Here is a 12133-nt window from a genome sequence, read left to right as displayed (position 1 = left end):
GGGCATCCCCGGCACCCCGCCCTAATATGACGGACCGTCAGATGCGGAGGTGGTACCCCCATGGACGCCCGCTTCACCGCCGAACAGGACGAGATCCGCCGCACCCTGCGCGAACTGCTCCACAAGCGGTGCGGCCCCGAGGAGCTGCGGACCGCCGTCGACACCCCCGCCGGACACGACCCCGCCCTGTGGACCGCACTCGCCGAACAGCTCGGCCTGCCCGGGCTGGCCCTCCCCGAGGACCGCGGTGGTGTCGGCTGCTCGGTCACCGAGCTGGCCCTCGCCTGCGAGGAGACGGGCCGGGTCCTCGCCCCCTCGCCCCTGCTCGCCACAGCCGTCCTCACGGCACCGCTGCTGCTCGCCCTCGGCACGGACGCCCAGCGGGCGGACCTCCTCCCGCGTATCGCCTCCGGCCGGCTCACCGCCGCCCTCGCGGTGCCCGGGCCCGCCCTCGCCACCGCCCTCGGACTCACCGGCCACGACCGGCGCGGGAAGTGGGCCGGCGGTGGACGGGCCGGGGGTGTGCAGGCACGGCAGGCCGACGGCGGCTGGCGGCTGTACGGGCAGGCCGACCAGGTCCTCGACGGGCACAGCGCCCAGCTGCTCGTGGTCGCCGCGCACGCCGGGGGGTTCGCCCGCTCCCGCGTGCTGCTCTTCCTCGTGCGCGGTGACGCCGCCGGTCTCACCCGCGTACGGCAGACCGCGCTGGACGTCACCCGTCCACAAGCCCGTGTCCAACTCCGTCACACATCCGCCGAGTTGCTGGGCGGCACCGACGCCGATGCCCTCCCCGCCCTCGCCCGGCTCGGCGACACCGTCGCCGTCTGTCTCGCCGCCGAGGCCGTCGGGGCCGCCGGCCGGGTGCTGGAGCGAACCGCCGAGTACGTGGGGCGGCGTGAGCAGTTCGGGCGGCCGGTCGGCTCCTTCCAGGCGGTCAAGCACCGGCTGGCCGACGTGTACGTCCAGGTTCAGGCGGCCCGCTCGGCGGCGTACTACGCGGCCTGGGCCGTCGCCCATGAGGAGACCGTCGGCGGGCTCGCCCTGGCCCAGGCGCTCCAGGCCCTGCGCTCGGCCGCCGCCGAGGGGATCCAGCTGCACGGCGGCATCGGTTTCACCTGGGAGCACGAAGCTCACCTGTACTTCAAGCGTGCCGCGGGCGACGAGCTGCTGTTCGGGCCGGTGCACCGGCTGCGGGCCCACGCCGCCGAGGTGGCGCACGTCTTCGAGGAGGCCGGCCGATGAGGGGCGTGCGGTTCGTGCAGAAGGTGTCGTCCACCCGTGGGTTCGCGCGTGTGGCACCGTACGTCTTCCCGGCCCTCGACCGGGCCGTGCACCGGCTGACGCGCGGAAAGGTGCTGCTCAGCGCGCAGCTCCTGCCGGGACTGGTGCTGACCTCGACCGGGGCGAAGAGCGGCCTCCCCCGTCGTACACCGCTGGCCTGTGTGCCGGAGGACGGCGGACGCGGCTGGCTTCTGGTCGGGTCCAACTTCGGGCGGCCGGGGCATCCCGCCTGGAGCCACAACCTCCTCGCGCATCCGGACGCCCGCATCAGCTGGAAGGGCCAGGACACCCCGGTCACGGCCCGGCTGCTGGAGGGGGCGGAGCGGGCGGCGGCATGGCAGGCGGTGCTGGCGTTCTGGCCGCCGTACGCGGCCTATCAGGCGCGGGTGGAGCGGGAGATCCGGTTGTTCAGGGTCGTACGAAAGTAGAAGGCGCGGAAAGCGCAACAGGCGGCGGTCCACTCGGGTGGACCGCCGCCTGGCAGACAGGACTTGGGTGCGGGGACCGGACAGGGGCCGGGTGCGGGAAAAGGGGCCGGAGGCGCCGGGCCGGGTTACTTCGTCGGCTTCCTGCCCGTGACGCCCAGGTGCACCAACAGTGCGAGGTTCGGCTTCAGTTCGGCCTGCTTCACGCCCCAGGAGGAGAAGCCCTTCTGGTGGGAGGCGACGGCCGCGAGCATCGCGACCAGCGAACCGGCGATGGCCGCCGGGTTCACGTCCTTGTCGACCCTGCCCTTGGCCTGGAGCTCGGCGACCGAGTCCGCGAGGGAGTTGTTCACCGAGTTGAGGATCTTCATGCGGAGCTTGTAGAACCGCTTGTCGCCCTCGGCGGCGCCGAGATCGACGACCCGGAGGATCGCGTCGTTCTTGCGCCAGAACTCCAGGAACCCGTCGACGAGTTCCTGCGCCGTCTGCCAGCCGGCCTTGCCGGCCCAGGAACGGCCCTGGAGGAGCTCGCTCAACGCGGCTCCCTCGGTCGCCATTTGCTCGGCGATCTCCAGGACGGCGCCCTCGACGTCCGGGAAGTACTGGTAGAAGGTCGCGGGCGAAGTGCCCGCCTTCCGGGCGACATCGATGACTTTGACGTCCCGGTACGGGGAGGAGCTGAGCATCTCGCTGAGGCAGTCGAGCAATTTCTGCCGGGTCGCCTGCCCACGCCTGCCGGCCACGCGGCCGTCGACGGTACGCACTTGTCCTGTCATGCCGTCAGCTTACCGAGGCGTGATCGGGGCGCGATTCGGCCGACTGCAAATGGGGTGCGAGGGAGCGCGGAGGCTGGTGTGCCTGGTCTGCGGGGTGCGGCAGTCGCGGTTACGTTGTCGGCATGGCCGAAAACAGGGCATCGGTGTACGCAGAGGGCGTCCCCTGCTGGGTGGACGCGCAGCTTCCCGACGTCGAGGCGGGCAAGCGGTTCTACGGTGAACTTTTCGGGTGGACCTTCGAGGACTGGCTCGGCCCCTTCGCGCAGGCGCTGAAGGACGGTGAACCCGTGGCCGCGCTGGTCCGCAAGATGGACGGCCGGCTGCCCACCGTCTGGACGGTGTACTTCGCGACCCCGGACGCGGCGGCTCTGGCCCGGCGCATCCGGGCGGCCGGCGGGCAGATCGTCTCGGCGCCGGTGCCGGCCGGGGAGCTGGGCGTCACCGCCCTCGTCACCGACCCGGAGGGGGCCGTCTTCGCCCTGTGGCAGCCGGTCGGGCACCCCGGCTTCGGCAGGCGGCGCGAGCCGGGCACCTTCGCCTGGGCCGAGCTGTACGCGCGGGACACCGAGGCGGCCAACGCCTTCTACGGTGACCTCTTCCAGGAGGCCCTGTTCGGCCCCGACGCCGAGCCCGACTTCGGCCGCGCCCCCGTCTCCGACGTGTTCCCGGCCGAGATGCCGCCCCACTTCCTCGTCCACTTCGCCGTCGAGGACGTACCGGCCGCTCTGCAGGACGTCACCCGCCTCGGCGGCCGGATCCAGGCCCCGCCCTTCAGGACCTCGTACGGCACGGTCGCCGTCGTCACGGACAATCAGGGGGCGTCCTTCGCGCTGCTGCACCGCTGAGCAGGGCTGATCAGGCAGTGTTTGGTCATTGTTTGATCGCCTGTGTACCGAGACACCCCAATTGTCACCGGGTTCGCAACCACGGCTCCGGCCAGGAAGAATCGGGGTGCGTGCCGCCAGGGCGGTGCGGTGGTGAGACGCTGCACGGGGTCGCGTGGAACATGTGGCTTGGCGCGGCTCGTACGGGGAGGTGGCAGGCAAGTGGTGGATCAGCTGACGCAGCACGATCCGCGGCGGATCGGGCCGTTCGAGGTGCTGGGACGGCTGGGTGCCGGCGGCATGGGGCTGGTCTATCTCGCGCGCTCGGCGTCCGGCCGGCGCGTGGCGATCAAGACCGTCCGGACGGAGCTGGCCGAGGATCAGCTGTTCCGGGTCCGCTTCACGCGTGAGGTGGAGGCGGCCCGCGCCGTCTCCGGCTTCTACACGGCCGCCGTCGTGGACGCCGACCCGCGCGCCGCCGTGCCGTGGCTGGCCACCGCGTACGTCCCCGCGCCCTCCCTCGAGGAGATAGTGAACGACTGCGGGCCGCTCCCGGCCCAGGCCGTGCGCTGGCTGGCGGCGGGCGTGGCCGAGGCGCTCCAGTCCATCCACGGTGCCGGGCTGGTGCACCGGGACCTCAAGCCGTCGAACGTCCTGGTCGTCGAGGACGGCCCCCGGGTGATCGACTTCGGTATCGCCTCAGGCGTCTCGAACACACGTTTGACGATGACGAACGTCGCCGTCGGCACGCCCGCCTACATGTCCCCCGAGCAGGCCAAGGACTCCCGCAGCGTCACGGGCGCGAGCGACGTCTTCTCCCTCGGCTCCATGCTGGTCTTCGCCGCCACCGGACACCCGCCCTTCCACGGCGCCAACCCGGTCGAGACCGTCTTCATGCTGCTGCGCGAGGGCCCGGATCTGGAGGGCCTCCCGGACGAGCTGCGTCCGCTCATCGAGTCCTGTATGCAGATGGACCCGACGGCCCGACCCAACCCGGCCGACCTCCAGGCCCAGCTGGCCCCCCACCTCTTCGGCTCCGGCTCCGACGACAGCGGCACGGCTTCGGCGTGGCTGCCCGAGCGGGCGGTCAGCCTGATCGAGTCCCGCCGCAACGGCCGCCCGGCCGGCAAACCCGCCCCCGGCGCCGGCCGCAGCGGCGGCGGACGCCCCGCCCCGGGGCCCGCCCCCATCCCGCCCCCGCCCTCGCACGACCCCGTCGTCCCGGCGCCCGCGCCCGCGCCCGTCGGTGGCCCCGACACCGGCCCGGTGCGGCTGGCCGGCGCCCCGGTGCCCATCGGCCCGGGCCCGCGCGTCGCCGACGTCCGTGCCGCCGCCGTCAAGGCACCTCCACCGGAGGCCGCCCTCGCCGCCTCCTGGGCCAAGCCCCGCCCCGGCGTCAACGGCGCGGACCCCGCCGTGGGCCCTGCCGTCGCCGCGCCCCCGGCCCCGGCCGCGCCGCCCGAACAGGCGAGCGGCTGGCGGCCCTGGCGGTTCCGCATGTCGAACGACGTCTGGGGCACCCCGTCCGTCGACGGCGACCTCGTCTACGTCACCTCCTTCGAGGTACACGCGCTGGACGTGGCCACCGGCCGCCGCCGCTTCAAGACCCGGGACGTCGCCTGGTCCATGGCGGTCGCGGACGGCCGTATCCACGCCTCCGACGGGCCCACGCTGTTCGCCCTCGACGCCCGCGAGGGCGCAGACCTGTGGCGCCTGCAGACGGACGCCTGGGTCTACTCGCTCAAGGCCGGCCGCGGCACCGTCGTCACCGGCACCCGGGGCGGCGGCGTCCAGGGCTGGGAGGCCTCGAACGGCCAGAAGCTCTGGGAGGTCACCGGCTGCCAGAGCGACTTCGAGTCGCCCGAGGCCGGACCCGCCCTGCACGACGGCACGGTCTACGTGTGGCAGGACGCCCGGCTGCGCGCCCTGGACGCCCGCACCGGCGACGAGCGCTGGTCGTACCCCATCGGCGACGCGGCCTCCTGCGGCGGCGTCCCGGTCCGGATCGCCCCGGCGACCGACGGCTACGTCTACGTCTGCGCCGGCACCCGCGTCCTCGCCCTCGACGTCGCCGCCGGGCACGTGAAGTGGCACTTCGAGGCCCCGGCCGTGTTCCTCTCCCCGCCCACCTTCGTCCCCGGCCCGGCCGTCACCGGCGGGGGCGTCTACCTCGCCGACTATCTCGGCACGGTCTACGCCCTCGACGCCACCGACGGCCGTGACCGCTGGCGCATCGCCACCGAGTCCCGGGCGTCCGTCGATCCCGTCCTGGTCGCCGCCGGCCACGTCCACGTGGGCAGCGGCAAGGGCCTCTACACCCTCGACGCGGTCACCGGCACACCCAAGTGGCGTTTCCAGGCGGGCGGCGACATCGTGGGCGCCCCCTCGGTGGCCGAGGGCCGTATCCACTTCGGCTCCACCGACCACCTGCTCTACACCCTGAAGGCCGACGACGGCCGGCTCCGCTGGAAGCTCGCCACCGGCGGCGAGATCACCGGCTCCCCGGTCGTCCAGGACGGAGTGGTGTACGCGTGCAGCAAGGACCGCTGCGTGTACGCCCTGGACGCCGAGAAGGGCACGGGCACGGCGCGCACGAGCTAGGGGGGCGGACTCCCCAGGGGGTGTCCGCACCAGGGCATCAGTCCCGCAGCTCCGTCAGGAAGTCGAGCAGTGCCTCGTTCACCTCGGCGGGCCGCTCCTGCTGCGTCCAGTGGCCGCAGCCCGGCAGCACGAGCGGCTTCCGGCGCAGGTTCGGCATCACGTCGGGCAGCTTCTCGATCAGTTCGGGCGTGCCCGGGAAGGCCGGGACCAGGTCCCGGTCGCCGTACACGTACAGCGCGGGCGGGGACACGACCGCTCCCTGCCAGGGGGCGGTCAGCTCCCAGTTGCGGTCCAGGTTGCGGTACCAGTTGAGCGCGCCGGTGAAGCCCCGCGCGTAGCTGTCGGTGAGGGCGTCGAGGTCCTCCTCGGTCAGCCACCCGGGCAGCACCTCGGGGTCGGGCGCGTCCGCCAGCCAGCCGCGCTCCGGGTCGGCCAGGGCCTGCTCGGGGCGTCCGGCGCCCGGGGCGTCACCCGAGGCGGAGTACAGCAGCTTGCGCAGGGTGGCGCGGGTGTCGGCGGTGAACTCGGCCTCGGCGACCCCGGGCTGCTCGAAGTAGTTCCAGTAGAAGCGCCCGCCGAACCGCTCCCGCATGGTGGTGAGCGGCGGCTGTGCGCCACGGAACGGCGGCGGCACGCTCAGCCCCGCCACCCCGCGCACCACGTCCGGCCGCAGCAGCGCCGTGTGCCAGGCCACCGGCGCTCCCCAGTCGTGCCCGACGACGAACGCCCGCTCCTCACCCAGCGCGTGGACCAGCCCGACCACGTCGCCCACCAGGTGGAGGATGCTGTACGCGTCCACGTCCTCGGGGTGATCGCTGCGCCCGTATCCCCGCTGGTCGGGCGCGACCACCCGGAAACCGGCCTCGGCCAGCGGCCCGAACTGGTGCCGCCAGGAGTGCCAGGACTCCGGGAACCCGTGCAGCAGCACCACGAGCGGGCCCTCGCCCTGCTCCGCGATGTGCAGCCGTATGCCGTTCACGTCGATCATCCGATGCTCAACCACCCGTCGAGCATACGCGTGTACGGGTAAACGATTTTCTGCCGCAACCGGTACGTCCGTGCAACCGGCGTCAACGCAACCGGTACTCCCGCCGCCGCCCCGCGAACAGCCGGGCCTGCCGCTCCCCGGTCAGATTCCCGAGCGCGATGAGGTGCGGTGCCTGCGCGAACCCCTGGGTCCGGCCGGCCTCGGTCGCGGTCCACAGCGCCCGCACGGTCCCCTGCACGGCCTCCGTCGGATACCCGGCGATGACGGCGGCGCACGCCCGTGCCGCCCCCAACGCCTCGCCCTCCGCCACGAGTTCCGACACCAGCCCGATCTCGTACGCCCGCCGCGCCGAGATCCGCTCCGCCGTCCCCATCAACGCCATCCGCGCCACCTCCCCGTACGGCATGCGCTGCGCCATCAGGACGGACTCGTAGGCGCTGACCATGCCGTAGGCGGTGTGCGGGTCGAAGAAGGCGGCGGTGGTGTCGGCGACCACGAACTCCGCCTCCCCGAGCAGGTAGAAGGCACCCCCGCAGGCCATCCCGCGCACGGCGGCGACGACCGGCTTCCACAGGTCGTTGGCCTTCGGCCCGATGCCGAGCAGCGGATCGTCCTGCGCGTACGGCGAGCTCGGCTGCGGCACGACGGCGTCCCGGTCGATGCCCGTACAGAAGGCACGCTCGCCGGCCCCGGTGAGGACGACGGCCCGCACGGAGTCGTCAAACCGCAAGTCCCGCCAGACCTGGGCGAGTTCACCGGCCATCTCCAGGTCGACGGCGTTGAGCCGGTCGGGCCGGTTCAGGGTGACGACGGCGACCCCGCTGTCCTCGTCGGCACTGACCAGGACACGGCTCATGACCGCTCCGGAACCCACCGGGGAAGCCCGTCGTCGAAGACGGCCCGCACCCGGGCGCCGATCCGGAGGCGGTCCGCGGCAAGGGAGTTGATCGGCTCACCGGGCCCGGAGACGAGGTTGCCGACGAGCCGGATGCGCGGTGCCTCGTCGAGCTCGACGACGACCACGTGGTACGGCGCCAGCTCGGCATAGCCGGGCAGCAGCGGCGGATGCGGAACGACGTACGACCAGACGCGACCCCGGCCGGACACCCGGCGCCACTCGGCCTCGAAGGACTGGCAGTGCGGGCAGCAGGGCCGGGGCGGGAAGCGGAACTCACCGCAGCCGGCGCAGGCCTGGACACGGAGCTCGCCCCGGGCGGCGTACTCCCAGAAGGGGGCGCCGTCGGTGTCGGTGACGGGACGCAGCATCTCAACTCCTCAGGAGAAGGGCGGAGGTGGGCACGCCTTCGCCCGCCGTGACCAGACAGGCCGAGGCGCCCGGCACCTGCGCGGTACTGGTCCCGCGCAACTGCTTCACCCCTTCGTTGACGAGGTTGAAGCCGTGGACGTAGGCCTCGGACAGCCCGCCCCCGCCGGTGTTCACGGGCAGCAGCCCGCCGATCTCCAGCGCCCCGCCCTCGGTGAACGCCCCGCCCTCGCCCCGCCCGCAGAAGCCGTAGCCCTCCAGGGACAGCAGGACCAGGGGCGTGAAGGCGTCGTAGATCTGGGCGACGTCCACGTCCTGCGGCGTCAGGTCCGAGTGCTTCCACAGATGCCGGGCGGCGGTCCAGGCCGGGCCGGTGAGGGGGTCGTCGTTCCAGTAGTTGACCATGCCGTGGTGCTGGGCGGGGAGCGACTGGGCGGCGGAATGGACGTAGACGGGTTTCCGGCGGCAGTCGCGGGCGCGCTCGGCGGAGACGACGACACAGGCCAGCGCCCCGTCCGTCTCCAGGCAGTTGTCGAAGAGGCAGAGCGGCTCGCTGATCCAGCGGGACGTCATGTACATCTCGCGGGTCAGGGGCCGGTCGTACATGATCGCGGCCGGGTTCTGGTTGGCGCGGTTGCGGCAGGCCAGGGCGACGTTGAACAGGTGGTCCCGGGTTGCCCCGTACTCGTGCAGGTAGCGGCGGGCGAGCATCGCGATCTCGTCGACCGGCCTGAGCAGCCCGAACGGCCGGGTCCACTGGGCCGGGGTCGGCAGCTGGACGGCGGTGCTGGTCCACGGCCGGGGGCCGCTGCCCCGCTTGCGCGACCGCCAGGCGACCCCGACGTTCGCCTGCCCGGTGGCGACGGCGGCGGCGAGATGGGCGACGGTGGCACACGAACCGCCGCCTCCGTAGCCGACTTTGCTGAAGAAGGTGAGGTCTCCGAAGCCGCAGGCCTTCGCCAGCTCCACCTCGTCCGTCTCCTCCATCGTGTAGGAGGCGAGGGCGTCGACCTCGCCGGGTGCGATCCCGGCATCGTCGAGGGCTGCCAGGACGGCACGGCAGGCGAGGGTGCGCTCGTCCTCGGGGAGCCGCTTGGCGAAGGGCGTCTGGCCTATGCCGACGATGGCGGTGGCGTCCTTGAGGCCGCCCGATCCTGCTGCCATGCTGCCGCACCTCCGGGGCCGAACGGTCGCTGACAGGTCGTCAGGTTACCGATAATCTGACGGGCAGTCAGCTCCTATGCCTTCGGGAGGCGCGCTGTGCGAGCGGATACGGAGTCGGGAAGCATCCCGCGCCTGGTGCGGACGGCCGCCGAGCGGTACGCGGACGCCGAGGCGGTCGTCGAGGGCCGCACCCGGATCACCTACGCGGAGCTGGGCGCCCGCGTGGAGCGCGCGGCGGCGGCCTGCCTGGCGCACGGCATCCGGCCGGGCGACCGGGTCGGCGTCTGGGCGCCCAACACGCTCGACTGGATCGTCAGCGCCCTGGGCGCGGTCTCGGCGGGGGCGGTGCTCGTGCCGTTGAACACCCGCTTCAAGGGCGCGGAGGCGGCCGACGTCCTGCGCCGCAGCGGGGCGCGGCTGCTGTTCGTGACGGGCACGTTCCTCGGCACGTCGTACGTGGCGTGGCTGCGCAGAGCGGCGGGGCAGGGCCCGGGGGGTGTCCGCAAAGCCGCCGGCCCGCTGCCCGGACTTCCGGACCTGGAGCACGTGGTGGTCCTCTCGGGGGACGCCCCGGCCGGCTTCCTCACCTGGAAGGACTTCCTGGCGAGCGGAGAGGCGGTCGGGACGGCACAGGTGCGGGCGAGGGCGGACGCGGTCGACGGCTCCGGGCCCTCGGACATCGTCTTCACCTCGGGCACGACGGGCCGACCCAGGGGCGCGGTCATCACCCACGCGCAGACGCTGCGGGCGTACGACATCTGGAGCGACCTGGCGGGCCTGACCCGGGGCGACCGCTACCTCATCGTCAACCCGTTCTTCCACACCTTCGGCTACAAGGCCGGCGTGATCGCCTGCCTGACCCGGGGCGCGACGATGATCCCCCAGCCGGTGTTCAACGTGAACACGGTCCTGGCCAACCTCGCGGCGGAACGCGTCTCCGTGCTTCCCGGCCCGCCGACCCTCCTCCAGTCCCTCCTGGACCACCCGGCGCGGGACGCGCACGACCTGTCGGCACTGCGCCTCGTGGTGACGGGAGCGGCGGTGGTGCCGCTGAGACTCGTCGAGCGGCTGCGCGGGGAACTCGGCATCGACACGGTCCTGACCGCCTACGGCCTCTCCGAAGCCGGCGGCATCGTCACGATGTGCCGGCGCGGCGACGACCCGGCGGTGATCGCGTCCACGTCGGGCCGCGCGATCGCCGGCACGGAGGTACGGGTGGTGGGCTCCCGGGGCGAGCCCCTGGAACCCGGCACGCCGGGCGAGGTCCTGGTCCGCGGCTTCAACGTCATGACCGGCTACCACGAGGACGAGGCGGCCACCGCCGAGGTGCTCTCGGAGGACGGCTGGCTGCGCACCGGCGACATCGGCGTCCTGGACGCCGCGGGCAACCTGCGCATCACCGACCGCCTCAAGGACATGTTCATCGTCGGCGGCTTCAACGCCTACCCCGCCGAGATAGAGCAACTCCTGGGCCTGCACCCGGACGTGGCGGACGTGGCGGTGATCGGCGTCCCCGACGCCCGGCTGGGGGAGGTCGGCAGGGCGTACGTCGTACGGCGGCCGGGCGCAACTCTGACCGCCGACGACCTGATCGCCTGGTCCCGCAGGGAGATGGCGAACTACAAGGTCCCGAGGTCGGTGGAGTTCGTGGCGGAGCTGCCCCGCAACGCGAGCGGGAAGGTCGTGAAGGGGGCGCTGCGGGACGGCCTCCTCAGCCGCTGACCGGCGGCAGCGGCGAAGTCCCGGTGACGGACATGACGAGGGAGTACAGCGTGCTGTCGGCGGCGATGAACAGCCGGTTGCGCCGGGCGCCCCCGAACCGGATGTTGGCGACGGTGCCGGGCACCAGAATGCGCCCGAGGAGGGTGCCGTCGGGGTCGTAGCAGTGCACGCCGCCGTGCAGGGCGGCGGCCCACAGGCGCCCCTCGTCGTCGAACCGGATGTTGTCGAAGTTGCCGTTCCGGCACTCGGCGAAGACGTCACCGCCGGTCAGGGTGCCGTCCGGCCGGACGTCGAAGACCCGGATGTGGTTGGCCACGCTGTCCGACACGTACAGCTTGCGCTCGTCGGGGGAGAACACCAGCCCGTTGGGACCCTGGAAGCCCTCGGCGGCCAGCCGTACCTCGCCGCTGCCGGGGTCCACGCGGTACACGTTCCGGGCCCCGATCTCGCTCTCCGCGCGGTGCCCCTCGTAGTCGGTCGCGATCCCGAACTCGGGATCGGAGAACCACACCGATCCGTCGGACCTCACGACGGCGTCGTTCGGGCTGTTGAGCCGCTTCCCCCGGAACCGTTCGGCGATCACCGTGACCGAACCGTCGTGCTCGGTCCGGGTCACTCGCCGGTTGCCCTGCTCGCAGGTGATGAGCCGTCCCTGGCCGTCCAGGGTGTTGCCGTTGGGGTACCCGGCGGGTGAGCGGAACACCCCGACGGCCCCGGTGGTCTCGTCCCACCGCAGCAGCCGGTCGTTCGGGATGTCACTCCACAGCAGATACCGCCCGGCCGGCACGTACACCGGCCCCTCGGCCCACCGGCACCCCTCGAACAACGTCTCCAGCCGCGAGTCCCCCGCCTGGCACCGGCCGGTGCGGAAGCGCTCGTCGAGGGTCTCGTACGTCTGCGGTTGCTCACCGGGCATGGGGTCGCCTTCGGGGTCGGGGCGGGTGCTGATCTGCGGGACCACTATGACGCGGCACGCCAGCACATGTCCCGGCAACACTCGTCCATCCGGACACCGCAGAAGAGAGTCATGGTCCTCGGAAGCGGAGAGAGTGTGCGGACCTTGTGGACTCCCGTGCGTCGCCCTGTGA

11 protein-coding genes are annotated in these 12133 nt (G+C 72.8%); 5 read left to right on the top strand and 6 right to left on the bottom strand.

Translation table 11 applies throughout. From position 1 onward, the window contains the following. Positions 1 to 60: 60 nt before the first annotated feature. Positions 61 to 1242 (top strand): acyl-CoA dehydrogenase family protein, encoded by a 1182-nt coding sequence (locus tag HDA41_RS17225; RefSeq protein ID WP_184984925.1) that lies wholly within the window; start codon positions 61 to 63, stop codon positions 1240 to 1242. Then, a complete protein-coding gene (locus tag HDA41_RS17220) occupies positions 1239 to 1709 on the top strand; it encodes a nitroreductase family deazaflavin-dependent oxidoreductase (RefSeq protein WP_184984923.1) in 471 nt (156 codons plus the stop codon). The genes HDA41_RS17225 and HDA41_RS17220 overlap by 4 nt, the downstream gene beginning before the upstream one ends. 125 nt (positions 1710 to 1834) lie before the next feature. Here the strand turns inward: HDA41_RS17220 and HDA41_RS17215 are convergent, their stop codons facing one another. Continuing rightward, positions 1835 to 2470, bottom strand: a complete 636-nt coding sequence (locus HDA41_RS17215) for a TetR family transcriptional regulator (protein WP_184993479.1) — start codon at positions 2468 to 2470, stop codon at positions 1835 to 1837. A 134-nt stretch (positions 2471 to 2604) separates the two neighbouring features. On the opposite strand from HDA41_RS17215, the gene kbpA reads away from it, so the two are divergent. Both kbpA and afsK read left to right on the top strand, forming a co-directional pair. Then, the gene (gene kbpA, locus HDA41_RS17210) at positions 2605 to 3327 is read left to right on the top strand and encodes an AfsK-binding protein KbpA (RefSeq protein WP_184984921.1); all 723 of its coding nucleotides are present in this window, start codon (positions 2605 to 2607) and stop codon (positions 3325 to 3327) included. 201 nt (positions 3328 to 3528) lie between these two features. Then, positions 3529 to 5907 carry a protein serine/threonine kinase AfsK gene (afsK, locus tag HDA41_RS17205; protein ID WP_184984919.1) on the top strand — a complete coding sequence of 793 codons (2379 nt, stop codon included), beginning with the start codon at positions 3529 to 3531 and terminating at the stop codon, positions 5905 to 5907. 37 nt (positions 5908 to 5944) lie between these two features. On the opposite strand, the gene HDA41_RS17200 is transcribed toward afsK, so the two are convergent. The 4 genes from HDA41_RS17200 to HDA41_RS17185 form a co-directional block, all read right to left on the bottom strand. Then, complete coding sequence (locus HDA41_RS17200) at positions 5945 to 6895, bottom strand: alpha/beta fold hydrolase (protein ID WP_184993477.1); 951 nt, start codon at positions 6893 to 6895, stop codon at positions 5945 to 5947. An 82-nt stretch (positions 6896 to 6977) separates the two neighbouring features. Continuing rightward, positions 6978 to 7751 carry an enoyl-CoA hydratase/isomerase family protein gene (locus HDA41_RS17195; RefSeq protein ID WP_184984917.1) on the bottom strand — a complete coding sequence of 258 codons (774 nt, stop codon included), beginning with the start codon at positions 7749 to 7751 and terminating at the stop codon, positions 6978 to 6980. Next, positions 7748 to 8161: a Zn-ribbon domain-containing OB-fold protein gene (locus HDA41_RS17190; RefSeq protein ID WP_184984915.1), complete on the bottom strand. Its 414-nt coding sequence runs from the start codon at positions 8159 to 8161 to the stop codon at positions 7748 to 7750. Before HDA41_RS17190 ends, HDA41_RS17195 begins: the two co-directional genes overlap by 4 nt. Position 8162: 1 nt before the next feature. Then, positions 8163 to 9323, bottom strand: coding sequence for a lipid-transfer protein (locus HDA41_RS17185; protein ID WP_184984913.1), 1161 nt, complete (start codon positions 9321 to 9323; stop codon positions 8163 to 8165). A 96-nt stretch (positions 9324 to 9419) separates the two neighbouring features. On the opposite strand from HDA41_RS17185, the gene HDA41_RS17180 reads away from it, so the two are divergent. Continuing rightward, positions 9420 to 11045, top strand: a complete 1626-nt coding sequence (locus tag HDA41_RS17180; RefSeq protein ID WP_184984911.1) for a FadD3 family acyl-CoA ligase — start codon at positions 9420 to 9422, stop codon at positions 11043 to 11045. Here HDA41_RS17180 and HDA41_RS17175 read toward each other — a convergent pair. Then, positions 11035 to 11961: an SMP-30/gluconolactonase/LRE family protein gene (locus HDA41_RS17175; RefSeq protein ID WP_184984909.1), complete on the bottom strand. Its 927-nt coding sequence runs from the start codon at positions 11959 to 11961 to the stop codon at positions 11035 to 11037. The two genes, HDA41_RS17180 and HDA41_RS17175, sit on opposite strands and share 11 nt — an antisense overlap. Positions 11962 to 12133: the final 172 nt, after the last annotated feature.

Origin of the sequence: Streptomyces caelestis (assembly GCF_014205255.1) — a bacterium.
GTDB lineage: Bacteria > Actinomycetota > Actinomycetes > Streptomycetales > Streptomycetaceae > Streptomyces > Streptomyces caelestis.
The sequence above is the reverse complement of the archived record's forward strand: the minus strand, read 5'-3'. Positions and strand labels throughout refer to the sequence as shown.